Origin of the sequence: Vibrio sp. LQ2 (genome assembly GCF_023920125.1) — a bacterium.
Lineage (GTDB): Bacteria > Pseudomonadota > Gammaproteobacteria > Enterobacterales > Vibrionaceae > Vibrio > Vibrio fluvialis.
Genome location: NZ_CP085308.1, coordinates 1,176,865 through 1,200,046 on the forward strand (window position 1 = coordinate 1,176,865; position 23,182 = coordinate 1,200,046).

The 23,182-nt window shown below is 47.0% G+C and carries 21 protein-coding genes; 9 read left to right on the top strand and 12 right to left on the bottom strand.

Going from position 1 to position 23,182, the window contains the following annotated elements; translation table 11 throughout:
• Positions 1-16: 16 nt before the first annotated feature.
• From cydA to cysS, 5 genes are all read right to left on the bottom strand, one after another.
• The gene (gene cydA / locus LGV68_RS05555) at positions 17-1,603 is read right to left on the bottom strand and encodes a cytochrome ubiquinol oxidase subunit I (RefSeq protein ID WP_020327751.1); all 1,587 of its coding nucleotides are present in this window, start codon (positions 1,601-1,603) and stop codon (positions 17-19) included.
• Positions 1,604-2,063: 460 nt separating this feature from the next.
• Positions 2,064-3,068, bottom strand: a complete 1,005-nt coding sequence (gene ruvB, locus LGV68_RS05560; protein ID WP_252536372.1) for a Holliday junction branch migration DNA helicase RuvB — start codon at positions 3,066-3,068, stop codon at positions 2,064-2,066.
• 142 nt (positions 3,069-3,210) lie between these two features.
• The gene (ruvA, locus tag LGV68_RS05565; protein WP_020327753.1) at positions 3,211-3,828 is read right to left on the bottom strand and encodes a Holliday junction branch migration protein RuvA; all 618 of its coding nucleotides are present in this window, start codon (positions 3,826-3,828) and stop codon (positions 3,211-3,213) included.
• Positions 3,829-3,942: 114 nt separating this feature from the next.
• Complete coding sequence (ruvC, locus tag LGV68_RS05570; RefSeq protein WP_024374575.1) at positions 3,943-4,464, bottom strand: crossover junction endodeoxyribonuclease RuvC; 522 nt, start codon at positions 4,462-4,464, stop codon at positions 3,943-3,945.
• 105 nt (positions 4,465-4,569) lie between these two features.
• Positions 4,570-5,952 (bottom strand): cysteine--tRNA ligase, encoded by a 1,383-nt coding sequence (gene cysS / locus LGV68_RS05575; RefSeq protein ID WP_075988700.1) that lies wholly within the window; start codon positions 5,950-5,952, stop codon positions 4,570-4,572.
• Positions 5,953-6,098: 146 nt separating this feature from the next.
• On the opposite strand from cysS, the gene LGV68_RS05580 reads away from it, so the two are divergent.
• From LGV68_RS05580 to LGV68_RS05595, 4 genes are all read left to right on the top strand, one after another.
• Positions 6,099-6,593, top strand: a complete 495-nt coding sequence (locus tag LGV68_RS05580) for a peptidylprolyl isomerase (RefSeq protein ID WP_020327756.1) — start codon at positions 6,099-6,101, stop codon at positions 6,591-6,593.
• Between the two features lie 44 nt (positions 6,594-6,637).
• Positions 6,638-7,369, top strand: coding sequence for a UDP-2,3-diacylglucosamine diphosphatase (lpxH, locus tag LGV68_RS05585; RefSeq protein ID WP_024374805.1), 732 nt, complete (start codon positions 6,638-6,640; stop codon positions 7,367-7,369).
• Positions 7,370-7,467: 98 nt separating this feature from the next.
• Complete coding sequence (locus LGV68_RS05590; protein ID WP_020327758.1) at positions 7,468-8,682, top strand: EAL and HDOD domain-containing protein; 1,215 nt, start codon at positions 7,468-7,470, stop codon at positions 8,680-8,682.
• An 81-nt stretch (positions 8,683-8,763) separates the two neighbouring features.
• The gene (locus LGV68_RS05595; protein ID WP_222748697.1) at positions 8,764-9,231 is read left to right on the top strand and encodes a YchJ family metal-binding protein; all 468 of its coding nucleotides are present in this window, start codon (positions 8,764-8,766) and stop codon (positions 9,229-9,231) included.
• A 56-nt stretch (positions 9,232-9,287) separates the two neighbouring features.
• On the opposite strand, the gene LGV68_RS05600 is transcribed toward LGV68_RS05595, so the two are convergent.
• On the bottom strand, positions 9,288-9,929 hold the full coding sequence (locus LGV68_RS05600) for a DUF2057 family protein (protein WP_158146716.1): 642 nt from the start codon (positions 9,927-9,929) through the stop codon (positions 9,288-9,290).
• A gap of 61 nt (positions 9,930-9,990) precedes the next feature.
• Entirely contained in the window at positions 9,991-10,995 is a 1,005-nt protein-coding gene (locus LGV68_RS05605) for a porin (RefSeq protein WP_140229525.1), read from the bottom strand.
• Between the two features lie 512 nt (positions 10,996-11,507).
• Here LGV68_RS05605 and dinG point away from each other — a divergent pair.
• Genes dinG through rsmS form a run of 3 tightly spaced genes read left to right on the top strand, consistent with a single transcriptional unit; the run spans position 11,508 to position 14,337 of the window.
• A complete protein-coding gene (dinG, locus tag LGV68_RS05610) occupies positions 11,508-13,583 on the top strand; it encodes an ATP-dependent DNA helicase DinG (RefSeq protein ID WP_252536373.1) in 2,076 nt (691 codons plus the stop codon).
• A gap of 37 nt (positions 13,584-13,620) precedes the next feature.
• Positions 13,621-14,169, top strand: a complete 549-nt coding sequence (locus tag LGV68_RS05615) for a primosomal replication protein (RefSeq protein WP_020430066.1) — start codon at positions 13,621-13,623, stop codon at positions 14,167-14,169.
• On the top strand, positions 14,170-14,337 hold the full coding sequence (rsmS, locus tag LGV68_RS05620; RefSeq protein WP_020430064.1) for a pleiotropic regulatory protein RsmS: 168 nt from the start codon (positions 14,170-14,172) through the stop codon (positions 14,335-14,337).
• 16 nt (positions 14,338-14,353) lie between these two features.
• Here the strand turns inward: rsmS and LGV68_RS05625 are convergent, their stop codons facing one another.
• On the bottom strand, positions 14,354-16,471 hold the full coding sequence (locus tag LGV68_RS05625) for a methyl-accepting chemotaxis protein (RefSeq protein WP_222752235.1): 2,118 nt from the start codon (positions 16,469-16,471) through the stop codon (positions 14,354-14,356).
• A 203-nt stretch (positions 16,472-16,674) separates the two neighbouring features.
• Between LGV68_RS05625 and xthA the strand changes: the two genes are divergently transcribed.
• The gene (gene xthA / locus LGV68_RS05630) at positions 16,675-17,484 is read left to right on the top strand and encodes an exodeoxyribonuclease III (RefSeq protein ID WP_020327766.1); all 810 of its coding nucleotides are present in this window, start codon (positions 16,675-16,677) and stop codon (positions 17,482-17,484) included.
• Positions 17,485-17,562: 78 nt separating this feature from the next.
• On the opposite strand, the gene LGV68_RS05635 is transcribed toward xthA, so the two are convergent.
• From LGV68_RS05635 to LGV68_RS05650, 4 genes are all read right to left on the bottom strand, one after another.
• Positions 17,563-18,240 carry an ABC transporter permease gene (locus tag LGV68_RS05635; RefSeq protein ID WP_020327767.1) on the bottom strand — a complete coding sequence of 226 codons (678 nt, stop codon included), beginning with the start codon at positions 18,238-18,240 and terminating at the stop codon, positions 17,563-17,565.
• A gap of 6 nt (positions 18,241-18,246) precedes the next feature.
• Positions 18,247-18,987, bottom strand: a complete 741-nt coding sequence (locus LGV68_RS05640) for an ABC transporter permease (protein WP_020327768.1) — start codon at positions 18,985-18,987, stop codon at positions 18,247-18,249.
• A 121-nt stretch (positions 18,988-19,108) separates the two neighbouring features.
• Complete coding sequence (locus tag LGV68_RS05645) at positions 19,109-19,885, bottom strand: ABC transporter substrate-binding protein (RefSeq protein WP_020327769.1); 777 nt, start codon at positions 19,883-19,885, stop codon at positions 19,109-19,111.
• 106 nt (positions 19,886-19,991) lie between these two features.
• Positions 19,992-20,762, bottom strand: a complete 771-nt coding sequence (locus LGV68_RS05650; protein WP_020430058.1) for an ABC transporter ATP-binding protein — start codon at positions 20,760-20,762, stop codon at positions 19,992-19,994.
• Between the two features lie 611 nt (positions 20,763-21,373).
• Between LGV68_RS05650 and LGV68_RS05655 the strand changes: the two genes are divergently transcribed.
• Positions 21,374-22,918: a DUF3360 family protein gene (locus tag LGV68_RS05655; RefSeq protein ID WP_024373518.1), complete on the top strand. Its 1,545-nt coding sequence runs from the start codon at positions 21,374-21,376 to the stop codon at positions 22,916-22,918.
• Positions 22,919-23,182 lie beyond the last annotated feature (264 nt).

The following is a 23,182-nucleotide window of genomic DNA, read 5'->3' on the forward strand; positions in this document are numbered from 1 at the left end:
ATCTTCTCTCCCTGCCTTATGCTTCGACCTGACGACTAACTCTGTCTTCAACAGTGTTGCCGTTCTGCTCGAAGTGATAGCGGCCAGTTTTTAGGCTGCTTGGACCTTTGCGAGCGAATTTAACCATTAGATACACTTCGGCAATCAGGAATGCTGTGTACAGTGCAAGAATGGCGAACAGTGATGTCCAGATTTCAGCTGCGCTTAGCGCGGATGCCGCAGTATGAACTGGCAGGATTTCACCCACCGCCCATGGTTGGCGACCAAACTCGGCAACAAACCAACCGGTTTCAACCGCAATCCATGGAAGTGGAATGCTGAACAACGCCGCTTTCAGAATCCAGCGTTTCTGTTCGATCTTCTGACGACAAGTCTGAACGAATGCCGCGCCAAATACGAATAGCATCACAAAGCCACACGCCACCATGATACGGAACGACCAGAACAGTGGCCATACAGTCGGAATTGAATCGTCCGCTGCTGCCTGAATTTGCTCTTCAGTCGCATCCGTCACTTTATCGGTGTAGCGCTTCAGCAACAGGCCGTAACCCAGATCGCTTTTCACTTCATCAAACGCTGCAACGTTCTCAGCAGATTTGTCACCCGAACGCAGTTTTTCCAGCAGCTCATAGGCGTACATACCGTTACGGATACGTTCAACGTGTTCTTCACGCAGGTCGCGCAAACCAGTGACGGGTGTGTCGATAGAACGCGTTGCAATGATACCCATTAGGTAAGGGATCTTGATCGCGTAATCGGTGTGCATGGTTTCCTGGTTAGGTAAACCAAACAAAGTAAAGGCTGCTGGTGCTGGCTCAGTGTGCCACTCCGCTTCGATAGCGGCCAGTTTCACTTTCTGAACTTCACCGACTTCGTAACCTGATTCATCACCCAGTACGATGACAGACAATACTGCTGCCATACCGAAAGAGGCGGCAATAGCAAAAGAACGACGTGCAAACGCAATGTCGCGGCCTTTCAACAGGTAGTATGCGCTGATGCCTAGGATGAACATAGCACCTGTTGTGTAGCCTGCTGCCACCGTGTGTACGAATTTAACCTGAGCAACCGGGTTGAAGACGACTTCTGCAAAGCTCACCATTTCCATACGCATGGTTTCGAAGTTGAAGTCTGCACCAACCGGGTTCTGCATCCAGCCGTTCGCGATTAGGATCCACAAAGCAGAGAAGTTAGAACCCAGAGCCACCAGCCAGGTAACGGCTAAGTGTTGACGTTTTGACAGTCGGTCCCAACCAAAGAAGAACAAACCGACAAAGGTGGATTCCAAAAAGAAGGCCACAAGTGCTTCGATGGCAAGGGGGGCGCCAAAAATGTCGCCTACGTAATGTGAATAATATGACCAGTTGGTACCGAACTGGAACTCCATGGTCAGGCCGGTTGCCACACCAAGAGCAAAGTTAATACCGAAAAGCTTACCCCAGAACTTAGTCATGTCCTTGTAGATTTGCTTATCAGTCATTACATACAGAGACTCCATGATGGCAAGCAAGAACGCCATGCCCAGAGTCAATGGAACGAACAAGAAGTGATACATCGCTGTCATTGCGAACTGCAATCGCGACAGATCAACTACGTCAATCATGGTAACTCCTTTGTGTCGGCTGAATGACACTTTCGACATAAAGCAACAGAAAAAAGACAGGTTAACAACAACGAGAAGTTGTTAGTTTACCGCAGTAACTTGTTGCAATTATGTACCATTGTGGTTAGTTAATTGTTAAGCATCAGCTAATATAGCTGGGACTAATACTACTGCCAAAAACCAGTTGTTTCAAAAGGTTTATGGGAGAAAACCGCCTTGATTTACATCAAATTTTGCTTCTCAAAACTGTATAAAAAAACTACAAAATGATACAGATCAAGGAAAGATAAATTTTCTTGTTAGCATTAAGTAAAAAACACAATTAGATACGGAAAAACGAGAACAAAGGGTTAACAATTCATCGAAATTAGCTAACCCTTAAGCAGTAAGGGAATTTCAAAAAGTGTGATATTGATCCACAAATCAACTTTTTTACTTGAGGGGAAAATTAATTGTAACGTTATTTTTCTAAACCGAAGTGCAGATACGCTCGATCGGTGGTAATTCGCCCACGAGGGGTACGTTGCAGATAACCTTGTTGAATAAGAAATGGTTCTAATACATCTTCAATCGTATCTTTTTCTTCACCAATCGCGGCCGCCAGGTTATCCAACCCTACCGGGCCACCACTAAATTTCTCCATAATCGCCAGCAGCAACTTACGGTCCATGTAGTCAAATCCCTGATGGTCCACATCGAGCATGTTGAGCGCTTTATCCGCGATGTCAGCACAGATGTGTCCATTGCCTTTGACTTCCGCATAATCGCGGACACGGCGCAGCAGACGGTTGGCAATACGTGGCGTACCTCGGGCTCGGCGCGCTACTTCCAGCGCACCTTCAGCATCCATAGAGAGACCAAGACAGTCAGCACTGCGCTGCACGATATGTTGAAGGTCCGCCACTTTGTAATATTCAAGACGCTGAACGATACCGAAACGGTCACGCAGTGGCGAGGTTAGCGAACCTGCGCGGGTTGTCGCACCAATCAACGTAAACGGAGGTAAGTCGATTTTAATGGAACGCGCTGCTGGCCCCTCTCCAATCATGATGTCTAACTGATAGTCTTCCATCGCTGGATAGAGCACTTCCTCAACCATCGGACTGAGGCGGTGAATTTCGTCGATGAACAGGACATCGTTCTCTTCCAGATTGGTCAGCAGCGCAGCCAGATCACCCGCTTTTTCCAACACGGGACCAGAAGTGGTACGAATATTCACTTCCATCTCGTTGGCTACAATATTGGCCAACGTTGTTTTCCCCAAACCCGGTGGACCGAAAATCAATAAATGGTCGAGCGCTTCGCTACGCTTTTGTGCGGCCTGAATAAAGATTTCCATTTGATCACGCACGTGATCCTGACCTCGGTAATCGGCCAGCTTTTTAGGGCGAATCGCACGATCGATCACCTCTTCATCTTTAAATGAAGGGTTGGTCGGAGCAATAAGGCGATCAGCTTCAATCATTCAACAATTCCTGTTCGTTTGCAGAGGTCTTCAACGTCGTTGACCCAGATATTCACACCAAAAGAGATACTCGGGATTGTGACGTGTTGTCGTCACTCTGCTGGAGAAAAAACAAACGGCTAACTTAAGCCGCCTGTTTAGTTTAAACCATAGATTTGAGCGCTTCGCGAATCAGTTGTTCACTGCTCATATCCGGCTGAGCGACCTGAGATACGGCTTTCGATGCTTGAGCGGGTTTGTAACCCAAGGCCAACAACGCACTCACCGCTTCCTCTTCAGCATTCTGATCTTGAATGGCGGCAATCGAGTCAAGTGGCGCCGCATCGGTTGCAGGCGTAAATAAATCACCAGCCCCCCAGCCTTTCAAGCGGTCTTTCATTTCCACAACTAAACGTTCAGCGGTTTTTTTACCTACGCCAGGCAATTTTACCAAGGTTGAAATGTCTTCTCGTTCCACGCAAGCGACAAACTGGCTGGCTGTCATACCTGAAAGGATCGCCAGACCCATTTTAGGCCCAACACCATTGGCTTTAATCACTTCACGGAACAACGCACGTTCGTTCACGGTATTGAAACCATAAAGCAACTGCGCATCTTCACGTACGACAAAGTGTGTATAGATAATGGCTTCTTCACCGATATTGGCGAGTTCATAAAAACAGCTCATCGGCATTTGTACTTCATAGCCGATACCGCCGACTTCAATCAGAACTTGTGGAGGTTGCTTTTCAATCAGTGTGCCGCGAAGACGTCCAATCACTGGGAATCCTTGGTTTTGATGAGATGAGAATGACCAAGATGATAATCAATAACTGGATGGATAGCCAGTAAAAGATAGGCAATGCAGGAGGCACAACGCCTCCCGAGATTGGATCTAACGGTAGCGGCCGCGTCTGGCGCTGGTTGCATGACCAGCGAGCGCGATCAGGGTCTTGTTAGTGTTGGCGTGACAGATAGCCACCCCAAGCGCATCAGCCGCATCGGCCTGCGGTTTGGCTGGCAACTTCAACATTTGCTGCACCATGTGTTGCACTTGAGTTTTATCTGCCCCACCAGTGCCCACCACAGCCTGCTTGATCAAACGCGCCGCGTACTCAAATACTGGCAGATCGGCATTCACTGCGGCAACAATTGCACTGCCCCTCGCCTGCCCAAGTTTGAGTGCAGAGTCGGCGTTTTTCGCCATAAAAACTTGCTCAATGGCGAACACATCCGGTTGAAACTGCGTGATGATTTCACTCACACCAGCATAAATTTGTTTCAAACGCAGCGGCAGCTCTTTCTCGGAGGTGCGGATACAACCACTCCCCAAATACTGAAGGTGACGACCTTGCTGACGAATAACGCCGTAACCAGTAATACGAGAGCCCGGGTCAATGCCCAGAATAATAGACATGAGTGATCCTAATTTCTGATATCGCTATCGACAGCGATAACGCAGGTGCTTGCTAAAATGGCGTACAAAAAGAAAGTGGGCGACGCCGCCCACTTTACACAATCGTTATTTGCGACGCCATGTCGTACCGCTTGGGCCGTCTTCCAGCACGATACCCATCTCGTTGAGCTTGTCGCGAGCCATATCAGCATTTGCCCAATCTTTGGAAGCGCGAGAATCGTTACGCAGTTTGATCAGCGCTTCAATTTCTGCGACTTCATCATCATTGCCGGCGTCGCCTTTCAGGAACGCTTCAGGATCTTGATACAAGATACCAATCACATCTGCCAGTTCACGCATCAACGCGCCAAGAGAGCTTGCTTTATCGGCGTCTTCCGTTTTCAGACGGTTCACTTCACGCGCCATATCAAACAGAACAGAATAAGCTTCTGGCGTATTGAAGTCGTCATTCATCGCCGTCGTGAAACGAGTGAGATACTCTTCACCACCCGCCGCAGGAACGGTCATATCCAGACCGCGCAATGCCGTGTAGAGACGCTCCAGAGAAGCACGAGCCTGATTAAGGTTCTCTTCACTGTAGTTTAACTGGCTGCGGTAGTGACCAGACATCAGGAAGTAACGCACGGTTTCCGCATCGTAGTGATTCAACACATCGCGAATAGTGAAGAAGTTACCCAGAGACTTCGACATCTTCTCTTTGTCGACCATCACCATACCGCTGTGCATCCACGTGTTCACGTACTGCGTATCGTGCGCGCAGCAAGACTGAGCGATTTCATTTTCATGGTGTGGGAACTGCAGATCTGAACCGCCACCATGAATATCAAAATGGTTACCCAGAATCGAAGAATTCATTGCAGAACATTCAATGTGCCAACCAGGACGACCCGGTCCCCAAGGTGATTCCCAAGTCGGCTCACCGGGCTTGGACATTTTCCACAGCACGAAATCTAGAGGACTACGTTTCGCCATGTCGATATCAACACGAGCACCCGCTTGCAGTTGATCCAAGTCCTGCTTCGACAGCTTGCCGTAATCGTCGAACTTGTTCACTTCAAACATCACGTCGCCGTTGTCTGCAACATAAGCAAAACCACGATCAATCAGGCGCTGAACCAAATCAATGATTTCCTGAATGTAGGCTGTTGCGCGTGGCTCAACGTCCGGACGTTTGATGTTCAGCGCATCAAAATCAGCGTACATATCTTGAATCAGACGTTCAGTCAAAGATTCGCAAGATTCCTGATTCTCCGCCGCACGTTTAATGATTTTGTCATCGATATCAGTAATGTTGCGTACGAAGGTCAAATCGTAGCCAAGGTAGCGCAGGTAACGGGCCACGACATCAAACGACACAAAAGTGCGGCCGTGACCGATATGACAGAGATCGTATATTGTGACTCCACAGACATACATGCCAACTTTACCAGCAGTAATGGGTTTGAATTCCTCTTTCTGTCTTGTGAGCGAGTTATAAATCTTCAACATGATCTCTATCTAATTACCGTTAAAACCAAAATAGTGTCACAGTATAACAACTCTGTTATCGCTAGGTCATCCATTTGATGTTTTGAATGAACAAAAAGTTAGGCTAAAATTCGGTATTCATACAAAACAAAGCAAAGGTAATGCACATGATCACCCTTCACACAAATTTTGGTGACATTAAAATTCAGCTGAACGAAGAAAAAGCGCCAGAAACCAGCGCAAACTTTCTGCAGTACTGCCGTGACGGTTTTTACGACAACACTCTGTTTCACCGTGTTATCGATGGCTTCATGATCCAAGGCGGCGGCATGACCTCTGGTCTGCGTGAAAAAGCAACCCGTTCACCGATCCGTAACGAAGCAAACAATGGCCTGAGCAACAAAGTGGGCACCATCGCGATGGCTCGTACCATGGAACCGCATTCAGCAAGTTCACAATTCTTCATCAACGTAAACAACAACACGTTCCTAGACTTCCGTTCAGAAAGCCGTGATGGTTGGGGCTACTGTGTATTCGGTGAGGTTGTCGAAGGCATGGACATCGTGAACAAGATTAAAGGCGTAAGCACTGGATCTTACGGCATGCACCAGGATGTACCGCTGGATGAAGTGGTGATCACTGGCACGACTATCGAAGAATAATCGATCAAAGGAGTGCGCTAGGCGCGCTCCTTGTTCCTGAACTTATGCATACATTATTTATTTCAGATCTCCACCTGACTCCCAATCGCCCCGACATCACTCACTGTTTTACTCAGTTTATGCGCAGCGAAGCCACCAAAGCGGACGCTCTGTATGTGTTGGGTGATCTGTTTGATTTCTGGATTGGCGACGACGATCCCACGTCATTTGCTGAACAGATAAAGCAAGAATTTAAACACCTGACGTCTAACGGTGTGCCTTGCTACTTTATTCACGGCAACCGCGATTTTCTGATTGGCCGCCGTTTTGCCAAAGAAACTGGCGTCACCTTGCTGGATGAAGAAGCCGTGGTTGATTTATACGGGACTTCAGCTGTGATTCTGCACGGCGATACGCTTTGCACGGAAGACGTACGATATCTGGCATTCCGCGAAAAAGTCCATCAACCTTGGTTACAGTGGATTTTTAACCGTCTGCCCTACTTCATTAAAAAACGAATTGTTGCCAAAATTCAAACCGATATTCGCTCTGACAAAAGCCAAAAGGCGATGGAAATCATGGATGTCACGCCAGACGAAGTGGCGCATGTTATGGATAAATATGGCGTAGATCTGATGATTCACGGTCATACTCATCGTCCTGCCATTCATCAGGTTAATGATGGTTCTCAAAAAACACGCATTGTTCTGGGTGACTGGTATACCCAAGGCTCAGTATTGGTCTATTCTAACAACGGTTATTCATTAGAAAATCGTCGTTTTGAATCGCAATTATGATTTGAATCGCAAACAACGGCCTGATCTTTTGAGATGATGCCAAGCAATGAACTCTGGTATTGATATTAATCACAATACAACAACGATAAGATTCAGCCTTGACGTACTCTTACATTGCACGACAACCCATTCTGGACAGTGACCGAAAAACCGTCGGTTATGAACTCCTGTTCAGAGATGGGCCCAAAAATACCTTTCCTGAAATCGACCCGGATCTTGCGACCAGTCGCTTGTTGTCCGATCACTTTCTTTCTACTCATTACAACACGCTTGGTAATCATCTGGGGTTTGTGAATTTCCCGTATCAGAGCCTGATAAATATGATTCCGACGCTATTTCCAACCAATAGTTTGGTTGTAGAGGTTCTGGAAGATTGTGAGCCTACAGGAGAGTTGCTAGAAGCTGTACGCAAGATGTCACACATGGGGTACAAAATTGCGCTGGATGACTTCGTACCGAGCCCTGAGTGGAAAGCATTTCTGCCTTATGTTTCTATCATCAAGTTTGATATTCGCATCGTACCGATTGAAAAAGCCCGCCTATTCATTAACAAATTGAAAGGCTCAAAAATCATCTTTCTTGCTGAGAAAGTTGAGACCTATGAAGAGTTTGAACAGGCAAAAGCCGCCGGCTTTCGCTATTTCCAAGGCTATTTCTTTAGTAAGCCAGAACTGATTCAACGCAAAGCATTGGAGCCTGCGTTCTTAACCGTAGTTCAACTGTGTAAAGAGATTGCCAAAGACGAAATAGATTACAAAGAGCTGGAAGCCTTGATCGCGAAAGACGTCACCTTGTCATACAAACTCCTGACATTTGTGAACTCATCTGCCGTTGTCAGCTCTAAAATTCAGTCCTTTAAACAAGCTTTGGTGTATCTGGGCGAAGAGCGCCTGCGTAAGTTTGTTTCGCTGGTCGCGATCGCCTCTACACACAGCGACAAGCCGGACTATCTCTATGGCTTATCCATTCAACGCGCGCGCTACTGTGAACTGGTGTACTCGCGCCTGAGTGAAAATCGAGATATGGGGAACGCGTTTCTGACGGGCATGTTTTCATTACTCGACAGCTTGCTTGATCAGTCTCTGGAATCCATCATCAATGAGATGCCCGTCGAAGAGAGTGTAAAGCAAGCTCTGGTAGCAGAAAGTGGCACTCTCGGCGATATCCTTGCCCTGACAAAAGCGTATGAGCAAGCGGACTGGGATAAAGTCTCTGTCTTTGCAACAAAACTGGCTATCAGTGATGAAGTCCTCAGTAGTTGCTACGATGAAGCTGTTAGCTGGACCGCAGATTTACTGAATCTCAATAGTTAAGTAATTCCGTTCTCGTGCTCGACACTCTGCGGCTAAGCTCATAGACTGTGCGCGTTTCAATCAAGTTTCAGAGAGCAACCCATGACTGCATGTTATTGTGGTAGCGGTAAGAGCTATACCGACTGCTGCCAACCTATTCATCAGGATCATAAACAAGCCCACACTCCGGAACAGGTGATGCGTTCACGCTATTGTGCTCATGTGCTCGGATTGGTGGATTTTGTCATCAATACTTACCACCCATCATGCAACGCCGAATCTGAACGCGAAGCGATTGCAGAATCGGTGCAAAGCGAATGGCAAAGACTTGAAGTGGTCAGTACTGCATCTGGTGCCCATGACGATGAAGGCTATGTGCATTTCAAAGCGTATCTATTGGACCAACATCAAGAATTTTGCTTGGAAGAGCGTTCACGTTTTTTACGTGAAAATGGTTTGTGGTACTACATTGATGGCGAATTTCCGCAACAAAGTGCTTCCCTCAAAGTAGGAAGAAATGATCCTTGCCCATGCGGCAGCGGCAAAAAATCTAAAAAGTGCTGCAATTAATAAAGCAAAGCCAGGTTAATCACGACCTGGCTTTTCTGCTTTTGGGGCAATCGATCTTAGTCCTGATCAACAACCCATTTACGAAATGCTTTACGCTCTTCAGGAGTTGATTTCGAATACCACAATTTTAGCTGCGCTACGTTTTCTGTATCGATCACCGTCTGTTGTTCAGCACTCACTGGTAACGATTTAGCGTAGGTGTACCCCACCACTGGAATCGCTGCAACGCCACCTTTCTGGTTGTAATCTAAGACATCCTGGATGTAGTTACGACCCAACTGAACACCATTCGAATCCAATTTATCACTGACCAACTCAATCGGTTTCCCGGAAGCATCCTTCAGTGCCCACTCAAATGTTTTGATTTCTTTGCGCGCTTGGCTTAGTCGTCGATATTCAGGAAGATCAAACGTCAATGTTGTATCTGTAACAGAGAATTTTGTCACAACAATATCGCTGTAGACACGACGCATACCATCGTTGTCCTCTACCATTGGCTCAAACTGAAATGCAATCTGGTTTGTACCATCCGGTAACGTAACGCTTCTGCTTTCGGTGTACGCTTTATCAATTACTGGTTTCATGCCGTTTACAGCGATCAAATCGATGAATTCTGGCAACTCAAGTTTCACTTCCGCATGAGCAGCAAAGCTCAGCGCACTGACACCCAGAATCAGGCAAGACTTCAAAACTTTCATATATTTACCCTAAAAAAAAACCCGGTCGAGACCGGGTTTATAATAACTGAGGTAATTTAAATTACCAGTAAACACGCATACCCAGAGAGTAGTTGAATTCTGCGTCGTAATCGCCGCGCTCAACTGTACCTTCTGCTGCGTCTTCGTATGCTAGAGTAGCACCGTCTGCATAGTTTGCTTCAGCAAATACGCGAGCCCATGATGCGAACTTGTACTCTACGCCAGCGAAGATGTTTGTGTAATCTTCATCTGCATCGCCAAGAACGTCAGTAGCGTCTTGGTTTTTCCACTCGTAGCCACCGTAGATAGAAGTTTTCTCAACAACTGTCCAGTAAGCACCTACAGAGATACCGTTTTGGTCGATTGAACCAGCACCTTCAGTGTTTTCTAGTTTAGCACCGTAGTAAGTTGCGCTCAGCTCTAGGTTGTCAGCTGCTGCAAGAACTGCTGTAACTTCGTAGTATTTGTTTTCAATCGCGCCAACTTTGTCACGGCCACCACCAGTGTGAACAGAAACAGGACCGAATGAAGTACCTACAAACGCTTCAGCTAGATCGTGGCTGTCATCTGCGCCGTCAGCAAAACCGTAGCTCGCTTTAACCCAGAAGTTGTCTAGTTCTAGAGAGTATTTAGCTTGAGATTTGTGCAGAGCACCGTTTAGCAGGCTGTATGCGTTCGCAGAACCACCGTAAACGTAAGAGTAGTCAGTACCACCGATGTCATCTGAAGTAGTCCAGTCACGACCAAAACGCAGTGTACCGTAGTCAGTAGCGAAACCAACCATGTGAACACGTACAGTTACGTCGTTGCTTGAGTTAGCAGGTACGCCAAACTCAACTTTACCCAGAGCTTTAACGCTGTCGTTAACTGCGTAAGCTGCATCTAGGCCCAGACGAGAAGAACCAGTAGTTAGTTCTGCTGCGTAGTCGTTTGAATCAGCGAAGTCTACGCGAGTACGTAGTTGACCGTAGAAATCTACAGAGCCTTCGTCAGTTTTCAGAATTTCTGCTGCGTTTACAGAGCTTGCTGCTGAGATAACAGCTAGAGCTAGTAGCGTCTTTTTCATATTAATCCACTGCCTTTTCTTAATTGGGAAGTCCGTTTCGATTCCCTTTTGTTTTTTAGATGATGGTTTCCCAACTCTGCGGTTGGTTGCCATCGCCCACTAAATTCGAGGTTTAGATTGCAAAAGATTATGCTGCGTGTCAAATGTGAAAAAAAATATTTCTAAAATAGAAATAAATTCAATTAAATCAATTATTTACATATAAATTTCATAATGCTTCGGCGAAGTTCTAATCAAAAAACTAAGAATAGGTAAATGTTAAATTTTTTAACATAATAGATTTTTATTTCTTATAAATATAAAAAACAAAGCACTATCAGAATAAAATATAGTAAAAATCACCTTTGCGGAGCTTTATATTTTTCATAATTCAAAATTAATTTAAGTGTATGAAGGTTCAGTTTTTTTTTGTGAACGAGATCTAGATTTGTTCTAAAAGCATACGATTTCGTGAACTACGTATCGCTTAGCAAACTGTGCTAACATCCGGGACCCGATACGCAGGTCACATTATGCTTACTACCAAAATTCAACAATCGATACGCAACAGCTACCAAAACCTCCAAAATCAGCTCGACAATTTTGTGCCTCGCCGAGCTCAGAATTACCTTGTTGCGGAAATTGCAAAGACACTTTGTGGCAGTTATCACAAGTCTACACGCATGCTTGTTGCTGAAGCTGGCACGGGCATCGGTAAATCCCTTTCCTATTTGATGGCCACGATTCCGGTTGCTGTGACTAATAACAGGAAAATCGTCATCTCTACGGCTACCGTGGCACTACAGGAACAGTTGGTGCACAAAGACCTGCCTCTTTACCGCCGTATCACCGATCAAAAATTTACTTTTATTCTGGCTAAAGGGCGTCAGCGCTATTGCTGTACCGAGAAACTGGCGGCGGCCTCTGGCACCGATGGGGGTCAGATGGCAATGTTTGAATCTAAGCCAGCAGAAAAAGACATCGAACAGCTCCAGCTGCTCTATACCGAGTTATCGCAAGGCAAATGGGACGGAGATCGTGACTTTTGGCCAGAGCCGATATCCGATACCGTTTGGAATAGCATTGTGAGCGATAAGCACAGTTGCAACGGAAGTTTTGCCGCACATCGTCAATGTCCTTTCCAAAAAGCCCGTTCAGAGCTGGATAAAGCCGACGTGATCATTGCCAATCACAGTCTGGTTATGGCTGATGCAGATCTCGGCGGAGGCATTATCTTGCCGGAGCCAGAAAATACTATTTATGTGTTTGATGAAGCTCACCATTTACCGCATGTAGCACGGGAACATGCTTCAGCCGCCGCGACAATGAAAGGCGCCGCTGCCTGGTTGGAAAAACTCAATCAGTCGCTCTCAAAACTGGCAAACCTTGCGGATGAAAAACGTGTATCGCGCTTTAGAAATGAAGCACAAGACGCACTCCAGGCATTGATTCCGGCTTTAAATCAAATGCCAAAGCACTTTGAAGCCAGTGCTTTTGAAGACAAGCGCTATCGTTTTGAGCATGGCGATTTACCAAGCTGGCTAGAGGAAGAAGCCAAAGATCTCAAACGTCAAAGCCAAAAGGCCAATCAGGCCGTTGCAAAGATTGCTGATCTGATTGCTGAGAGGGTTAAAGATGGTGAGTTAGCGCCTCGTCTCGCTGAGCCAGCACTTGCCGAACTGGGCTTCTTCATTCAGCGACTGGAAAATCTGGCTCAGGTGTGGCACCTGATGGCTGAACCTAAGCGGGAAAAAGGCGCGCCGCTTGCTCGTTGGCTGGAAATCAGCCCAGAACGCGAAGGCGACTACGTAGTTAACGTCTCTCCATTGGAGATTGGTTGGCAACTTGACCAACAAATTTGGAGTCGCTGTGTCGGCGCAATATTGGTCTCAGCAACCATGCGAGCCCTTAACTCATTTAATTTTTTCTGTCGTCAGGCAGGCATCAGCGAAAAAGCGGAAGACGGTGTCCAATTCCTTGCGCTCGCGTCACCGTTTGATTATCAAAATCAAGCAGAGTTGCTGATCCCTAAAATGCAATACGAACCTCAGGCACCTGAATACACAGATCATCTTGCGAATAAGGTCGAAGAATACATTCAAGACGGTAAGGCGAATCTGGTTTTGTTTGCTTCCTACTGGCAAATGAAGGAAGTCGCTGAAAAAGTGGCTAAACTTTTTATAAAAAAAGGTTGGGCTCTGCAGGTTCAAGGTGAAAAATCCAGAAAAGAAATTCTAAATAAACATAAAACACTTGTTCAATGTGGGAAAACGAGTGTGTTATTCGGTACTGGCAGCTTTTCTGAGGGTTTGGACCTACCGGGTGAGCTGCTGGAAAACCTCATCATCACCAAAATACCGTTTGCGGTCCCCACTTCCCCGGTGGAACAAGCGCATGCAGAATATATCCAGCATCGTGGTGGCAATCCTTTTTTGCAAATTACGGTACCTGAAGCGAGCAAGAAACTGATTCAGTCTGCGGGCCGTCTGCTGAGAAAGGAACGAGATTGTGGTAGAGTCGTGATTCTTGATCGACGTGTAGTCTCAAAACGTTACGGTAAAGCGCTGCTTGATTCGCTACCACCGTTCAAAAGGACGATTGAGTATTGATGTTTAAGACAAGCTAAGCCTACCCAGCGGTGAGATTATGAGTGATTTTGCAAGATTGACGACTCTGTTGGATGATTTGAAACGCAGTGCAGCGCAGATAGACCGCGTCCGCGGCGAACATCATCATCCACTTTTTGATGCCGTGCTGTTTCATTGCCATGGCAAACTGCTGACTCCTTGCGTTCAAGAGGCCGAAAGCACCCTGAGTGCGATTCTCCGAGAGCAGCAAGCTGGCAAGCTCACTTCGCAACGGGCCGAGTACTTAACAGAGCGACTACTGGCACAGGTGGCGGCGATTCAGCGTGAACTCTCGACACAATCAATACGTAAAAGTGAACCCAAGCACAGCAGCTACTATCGTAAACCCATCAGCGACCTGTATCAGGACTTAGCGCAGCATCAGGATTGGGAACGGCGCCTCATGGAAATGGTGCGCGACAAACAATATGCGTTAGAGCAGGCCTCGGTATTTCAGAAGCAAGCAGCTCAACAAGCGTTACTTGCCGTCGAGCAGCGTCTCAAGCGCTGTCAGGAAGCCAAAGCGAAAATCGAGAAACAAATAACCTACAGAGAGAAACACCAATAAATGAGTCAGTCATCTGTTCCTTTAAACGACGCATCAGACGAGATCAAACTCGCGGTCGATCTGATTTATCTGCTCGAAAGCAATGAGGTGGATCCTCATGTCGCATTAGCCGCGCTGGAAATTGTCAAAGGTGACCTTTTGAACAAGCTAAAAGAAAAGAGCGCCTAAGCGCTCTTTTTTATCTTCATACCTTAAACTGAGAAACCAGTTGTTGCTGCCTTTGGCTCAATTCACTGATTTGAGCTCCGACCGTCTCCGACTCGCCTGCTTGCTCGAGGATTTGTGCGCTGAGATCGCGGATGTTAGCCACACTCTGGTTAACTTCAGCAGAAACCGTCTGCTGCTCTTCAGCGGCTTTCACAATTTGTGAGTTCATATCGTTGATGGAAGCGATCGCTTCAAATACCTGACTCAATTCTGTGACCGCATTCTGAACTTGGTGCGCGGTGCCATTAGCCAATTGGTTGCCATCCTGAATGGCCGCCACCACATCACGAGTACCTTTTTGCACTTTCTCTATCACCAAACGAATTTCACCCACCGAATCCTGCGTGCGACTGGCAAGATTTCTGACCTCATCCGCCACCACCGCAAAACCGCGACCTTGCTCACCGGCGCGGGCAGCTTCTATCGCTGCGTTAAGAGCCAGTAAGTTAGTCTGCTCCGAGATCCCTTCGATGACTTCCAGTATTTCCGTGATATTGGCATTGTTCTGCGCCAGTTCTTCTACCACAGGAACGGCTTCACTCATTTTCTGTACCAGTTTACGCATTTCTGCTTCTGATGCTTCAATGACGTTCTGGCCGAGCTGAGCTGAATGATTAGCCTGCTCTGCTGCTTTCACCGCGTTTTCTGCGTTGTGAACCACCAAGCTCGCCGTTTGCGTCATTTCCTCAGACGCTGTCGCAACCAAATCGACTTCTTTGAACTGCGACTCGCTGCTCAAGCGCGTTTGCGCAGCGGCGACTTTAGATTGCTCTGAGGTTGCAGCGACCGAGTGAGTGGCATCAACGACCTGGCGAATGATCGCCTGCAATTTATCTAAGAACTGGTTGAAACCCAGCGCCAACTGGCCGACCTCATCTTGAGATGAAACCGTAAGACGTTGTGTTAAGTCCCCTTCTCCGGACGCAATGTCTTTCAGGCGCACAACCACAGCCCGGATCGGTTTAACGATTCGGGAAGCTGTCAGCGCAATAATCAATAACCCCAACATGACGAACACGGCACCTGCCGCCAACTCTGTTTTGACGCCACTGGCCACCTGGCTTGAGATCACTTGATCCAACTCATTCGCATCGGCAAGCACACTGCTGCGCGGCATTTCAAAAATGACGCCCCAGGTTTGGTTAGCGACATGAATTGGTGCAAACACCGTTAGCCAGCTGCCATCTTGTGTCCATTGAGTTTTTACTGCATCGCCGAACAATAAGTCAGTCACTTGCTCACCACTGAGTGTCGAGCCCGAGAATTTCTGACCAATAGGCAATGACGTATCATCGCTGGCGATTAGCGTACCATCCAGACTGATGATAAAAACTTTACCGCTTCCGCCAAACAAGCTGCGGTCAGAATCCTGAGCGATTTTCAGTAGCGGATTCAGTTTTAAATCGATGCCGTAGAAGCCGACTGGCGCATCATCAATTTGAATCGGAACAGAGATGGATGCCGCCAAAACGCCGCCATTTTCCTGTTCGATTAAGCGAGGAGTCGATACACAGGTATCCCCGCTGGTAAGCGGACAAGAGAAACGTTCTCCATCTTCTGATGCGGCTAACGCCTTTTCGCTCAGCACATTGGCAATGACATTCTCGCCATTGGGCGTCGTCATCCAGTACGGTGCAAAACGTCCGGAGTCATTCGAGCCAACATAATCGGCATTGATGTAGTTGCCATCCTCGTTATCCAGCATGTTTGGCTTAAAAACCAAGTACGCGCCATCGATGGTCGGAAAATTAAGTACAGACTTTCGCACCATCTCATCTAAAGAAGTACGAAGCTCTTCGCTCGCGCCAAAGTTCTCTTCGGCGTTAGTTTTCAGAAACAACGCATTGGAGGCCAGCATTTCGGCACGGTAGGTGGCTTCATTGAGAAACTCGGCGATTTCGGTTGCGTTTAATTGAGCACGAGTTTGCAGCAGTTGCTGAGACTTGCTGATTACCGAATCTGCGCTCTGCTGTTTGATAATTTTTTGATTATTGACTGCGTTATAAACCGAGAAGCCAATAAGAGAAAGTGACGTTACGAGCAGACAGATACCTGCCATTAGCGTAATTTTCCACTGAACTGATAGTGTTCGCATACAACATCCTTATGCTTGCGCCATTTGCCCTTTAAATGAACAAGGAAGCCTGAAATTAGACCACAATCTATCGATTTATCAACCGAAAGTTTACATAGATTTTACAACTTTCTGACTAAGACAGTATTGCAGAGTTTTTTCGTCTTGTACTCGCATTCGAAGCTGGTAACATCAATCGCTAAGATCATAATAAAGGACAAACCATGAAAATTATTAGTTTTAATATCAATGGCTTGCGCGCTCGACTTCACCAACTCCAAGCCGTAATTGATAAGCATCAGCCTGATGTAATTGGCTTGCAGGAAATCAAAGTTCACGATGAGGCCTTTCCGCTCGAAGACGTAGAGGCGATGGGTTATAAAGTTTACTTTCACGGCCAGAAAGCACACTACGGCGTGGCGATGCTGTGCAAGCACGAACCATTAGAAGTTCGCAAAGGTTTTCCTTCCGACAATGATGACCATCAAAAGCGCATGATCATGGCGACCTTCCTTAATGAACAAGGTGAGAAAGTCACCGTCATGAACGGCTACTTCCCTCAGGGCGACAACGTGAGCCATGAGACCAAATTCCCCTACAAGCGCCAGTTCTATAAAGATCTGATGGGTTACCTCAACGAATATCACAGTCAGGATGAGCAGTTGATCGTCATGGGTGATATCAATATCAGTCCGATTGATCTCGACATCGGTATCGGTGAACCTAATCGCCAACGCTGGCTGAAAACGGGTAAGTGTTCTTTCCAACCAGAAGAGCGTGAATGGCTGAAAACGCTGCTGGATTGGGGTTTTGAAGATACGTTCCGCAAGTTGCACCCAACCGTTGACGATCAATTTTCGTGGTTTGATTACCGCTCGAAAGGCTTCGACGACAACCGGGGGCTGCGTATCGACGTGATTCTGGCGACACCATCGCTGGCAGCAAAATGTGTGGAAGCGGGGATCGATTACGAGCTGCGCGGCATCGATAAGCCGTCTGATCATGCGCCGATCTGGTCAGTATTCTCGGCGTAATCCTTTACCCAACTGATTTGCCGACAAAAAAGCCCCGTTGTACGGGGCTTTTTTAGCTATTTTGTACCGTCCTATCATTCAGCTCAGCGGACGAAGATACGCGAGGAAACGCTTTTCCGCTTTCTTAAAGCAGAAAATAATCATAAACGTCAGCGACATGTAGAATAGGCCAGCGGTCAGAAACGACTCAAACGGCGCATAATATCGAGAGTTGACCAATCGCGCAGCGCCCGTTAGATCCATGATGGTAACAATACCCGCAACCGCACTGCCATGGAGCATGAAGATCACTTCGTTACTGTAGGCTGGCAGCGCACGGCGCAGTGCACTTGGCAATACCACTCGACGATAGGTTTTCCAAGTCCCCATGCCGTATGCTTTCGCAGCTTCAACTTCACCTTTTGGCAAACCATTGATGGCACCGCGAATAATTTCCGCAGTATAGGCCGACGTGTTCAATACGAAAGCGACCAGCGCACAGAACCAGGCGTTCTCCCATAATGTACCTTTAACCGGAAAGAACTGATCCATACCGTAGTAGATCAGATACAGCTGAACCAGCAGCGGTGTTCCACGGAAAAAGTAAATGTAGCCCCACGCAGGCGTACTGATTACGTAGTTGCGGCTGTTACGGGCAATGGCCAACGGAATGGCAATGCTCAGACCAATCACCAAAGACAGGCCAACCAGCCATACCGTGGTCCACAAACCACTGAAGTAGATTGGCAAGCTTCCGATAATTAAAGAAAAATCCATAGCGCTCTACCTCGTGTGAATACTGAATTTACGTTCAACGATCTTTAAAAGACCGGTTGAAACACTGGTAAACAGCAGGAAGATGATCGAGACCGCCATATAGAAGGTAAACGGCATTTTCGTTGAGCCCGCAGCCAGCGAGCTCATACGCACCATGTCTTCCAGGCCGATGATCGACACCAACGCAGTGGTTTTAAGCAGCACCAACCAGTTGTTACCAAAACCCGGTAACGCATGACGGATCATTTGTGGCAAAAGAATACGACGGAATGAGAGCGCAGCGCTCATGCCATAGGCTTTAGCGGCTTCCAGCTCACCTTTATCGACAGCCATGATCGCGCCACGAAAGGTTTCTGCCATATAAGCACCAAAGATAAATCCGATGGTGAGTACGCCGGCGATGAATGGGCTGACATCGATATAGTCCGGCAGATATGAGACCCACTCATGGTTTGGATCACTTGAAGCAAACCAGTTGTTGAGCCATTCATTGATGGCGTACAGACTGTTATTAAGAAGAATTTGGCCACCAAAGAAAATCAGCATCATCAGAACCAAGTCCGGAATGCCGCGAATAATCGTGGTGTAAAGTGTGGCAATGGCTCTTGCCCAACGGTAAGGCGCCAGTTTGGCTAGTGCGCCCAACATGCCCAACAACATCGCTAGTAACAGTGACAGCACGGCCACTTCGATGGTCAGCACGGCTCCTTTGAAAATGGAGGCTTCGTATCCATGTAAATCCAGCATAAAAATTTTCCTAGTCCCTTAGAGCCTGGTTGCTGGGTACTGCTACGAACTAGGAACCAGCAACCAGGAATGCCTTTTTGTTTTTTATACCAACGTGAATCGTTGGGTTGCGTCAGGCTTATTATTGGCCGTAAACGTCATACTTGAAGTATTTCGCTTCGATTTTCTGGTACTCGCCTTTCGCGCGCAGAGCATCGATCGCTGCGTTCAGTTTCTCAGTCAGATCTTTGTCTTGCTTACGTGTTGCGATACCAAAACCATCACCGAACCATTTAGGATCAGTCAGAGAAGGACCAACGAATTCGTAACCTTCACCACCTGGTTTGTTCAGAACGCCGTCTTCCAACGCTGACGCATCGCCAAGAACCGCTGCGATACGACCGTTCGCCAAATCCAGGTACGCTTCATCAAATGAACCGTAACGAACAATCTCAACTGCATCACCATAGTTATCAGTCAGGTATTTGTCGTGAGTCGTTGCGCGTTGCACACCAATTTTCACGCCTTTCAGGCCTTCTTTGGTAAAGTCCAGATTAGCCCCTTTCTTTGCGATAAATTTGTTCGGGATCAGAGCGTACTTGTGAGTGAAATCGACTTTCTTCTTACGCTCTTCAGTGATAGACATCGCCGCGATGATCGCATCGTATTTACGTGCTAGCAGAGAAGGAATGATGCCGTCCCAATCTTGAGGAACGATCTTACATTCAACCTGCATCTCTTTACACAATGCGTTCGCCATATCAACGTCGAAGCCTTTCAGAGAGCCATCGGCTTCCGTCCAGCTAAATGGAGGGTATGCGCCTTCAATACCAAAGCGAACGGTTTTCCATTCTTTCGCCTGGGCTACACCAGTTACTGCAGTTGCAGCTAAAGCCGTCACTAATAACCACTTTTTCATTTCCATACTCCTGTGATTGTATTGTTGTGTTTGTTAATTCTGTCAGCGAAGAGTCTGCATCACGGCACCAATCAAAGGGTGTCCGACTGCACAATCTTGGGCATTATCAGTAAATCGATGAAATAAACTGTTTGAGTCGCTCCGAGTCCGGATTGCTGAATAGTTTCGTCGGATCGCCTTGCTCTTCCACTAGGCCCTGATGTAGGAACATCACATGGTTAGACACATCGCGGGCAAAGGCCATTTCGTGTGTCACCACCAACATGGTTCTCCCCTCTTCTGCCAAATCTCTCATAACCCCAAGAACTTCACCAACCAGTTCCGGGTCGAGCGCAGAAGTCGGCTCATCGAACAGCATCACTTCAGGATCAACGGCTAATGCACGGGCGATAGCCGCACGCTGTTGCTGACCACCCGATAAGTGTCCCGGGTAGTAGTCACGACGCTCATAAAGGCCCACTTTCTTGAGCAGCATCTCTGCATTCTCAATGGCTTGAGCTTTAGGAACACCCAGAACATGAACTGGCGCTTCGATAACGTTCTCAAGCACCGTCATGTGTGACCATAAGTTGAATCCCTGAAAAACCATAGCCAGGCGCGAACGGATGCGCTGAACCTGTTTTTCGTTGGCAGGAGAAGATTCACCCTGACGGTTCTTCTTCATCTGGATCATTTCACCTTTCACCCAGATTTCACCTGCGGTTGGGGTTTCAAGTAAGTTAATGCATCTAAGAAAGGTACTTTTGCCTGAACCGGATGAGCCGATGATAGAAATCACGTCACCTTTGTGAGCCTGAAGTGAAATGCCCTTCAGTACTTCGTTCTGGCCAAATGTTTTGTGCAGGTTTTTTATATCCAGCGCTGGTACATCAGTCATGCGCTCTAACTCCCTGTATTTTTTATCACTGCCGAGCATTCCAGCCCAATTTCCGATACAAACTAGCACTCTCCCCAGGAACATGCAACAAATTATTAACCTATAAAAGCGGGATATTTAGTTGTTTTATCTGAGTATAAATTCATAATTTAGCCAATTCTTCTCCAAACAACGCATAGAATCACATTACATCAGAACAAAAACCCATCGAACTTTATTAACATTTTTATAAAAACAAGACCTGCCGCAAGATTTCTGGGCAACATTTGTCACCTAGTGACACATCTCTCAAACTGTACTTTTTCCCGGTAGGAAACCTTACATTATGAAAAAAAATTTCATTCACATTTGCCGCTATCTGGCTGATTTTATTTACGTAATGTAGTTTTCTTTCATATCTATTCTTAAAGTGATCAAGATCAATCACCCTAAAGAGTTAGCACGTTAAACTCGCCAACAAATAAAAGAGTAAATAAAAACTCTGTATTCAATCAGTTGGTTATGCATTGTTGTTGCTAAAATGAACAGTTATGCAGTTTCAACCTTTTCGCTTCGGCAAGTTTTATAGAATTCAACAAAGAATTACTTACTTTTATAAATATGAGGAATCTATGTCAGACGTAGTCAATAAAGAGCGCTCAGACATCGAGACAAAGAGCTACAGTGAGCTCCACCGTCCATCATCTGAGTTTGCAAGCCGCTCCGATTACCTAGACCACGAACTGCAGATCATGAAGCCACGTCGCTTCGGTTTGAACCTGCCAGGTCGTGACTTCCGCTTTGAACTTGAAGACTTAGTTCCGGCACTGGCAGGGACCATCGGCATTATCGCGATGTACTCCGCTGTTATGATGTCTTGGGCCGACGGTCTGACGCAGGCGTGGGACCACATTACTCTGGGTAAAGAGTTTGCGATTGAAGTCGCGCGTGTAGAAATGCTATTCCCTGCTCTGTTCTTCTGTGTCATCGCGTCGGGCTTTTTAAACCCGCGTGCGAACCTGGCAGGCAACCATGGTCCAATGATTCCTCTTATCGGCTCAATTGCACTGGCCGGTGCTCACCCTCTTGCATTGGCGATTTTGCTTGGTGTGTTCGGCTTGCTGCTGAGCTATTTCAAAGGCGGCTCCAAGCTGGTCAACCTCACTTCGGAAGGGACTGCCGGGGGCTTACTGATTTTCCTCGGTTTTACCGGGACCATGAGCCAGATCACCTCCATTCAGGAATGGGCAACCAGCCTGCATTCTGCTGACGTTGTCGCGGGCAGCATGGGTTATGTCGGCCTTGTCGTTCTGGGCGTGAATATCGTGATTTATGCGATTCTGGCCAAGCTCAACCTGCGCTGGCTGGCCATTCCGGTGTGTGCATTCACTGGACTGATCATCGCTTTGTTATTCGGTGCAGGTTTCGACCTGCGTTTCGAAACGCAAATGGGTCTGCCTAACCTGAACCCGGTGTACTGGTGGGGATCAACCACTGAAGGCTGGATGCTAGGCATGCCAACGGTAGAACATTTTATTGCGTCACTGCCATTTGCCATTCTGGCGGTTGCGATGTGGTCACCAGACTTCCTGGGCCACCGTATATTCCAAGAACTGAACTACCCTCGTAAAACTGAAAAAGTGCTGATGGATGTGGATGACACCATGACCATGTGTTCTATCCGTCAGATGGTGGGAACAGCTCTGGGTGGCGGTAACATCACCTCTTCTTGGGGTACGTACATGATCCCTGCAGCGATCGCGAAGCGTCCAATCCCTGGTGGTGCGATCATTCTTGGCCTGCTGGTGATGACCATTGCGATTCTGGGTTTCCCTATGGACGTCGCGGTCTGGCCTCCGGTGATGCGCTGTGCTCTGTTGGTGGGTGTATTCCTTCCTTTATTAGAAGCCGGTATGCAGATGGTTAAAGACACAAAAGATTCACAAGCCGCTGGTATCTGTATCTTTGGTTCTGCGGTCGTCAACCCGGTACTTGCGTGGGCATTGACCATGCTGCTGGATAACAACGGCCTGATCGGTGACAAAGAGCGCGCATCTAAACTTTCGTTTGTTGATAAAATCGTCATTCCTGGCGGTGTGTTGGTTATCTGTTTAATTGCTATGCTTGCAGTAGGTATGCTGGAAAGCCAATACGGTCTGAAAGCTTGGCTACACTAAGTAAGCCAGATTCAAAAAAATATTGGGTAGTGCATTGCACTACCCAAACTTTATTTTAATTTTTTAAGATTTATTGATTTAGTTTAAGGTTTGCGAGTTTTTTTTAGCTTAAATTGAAAATCAAGGGGAACAAATAACAATATCTATATTCAAACGGATGAGTATAATTTTCGAACATAGATTGAATATAGATATTGTTATTCAAAGAGTGTACTGACTCCTGTACTCATGCAGGATAGCTGGCTCAACGGCGAACAGTACGTG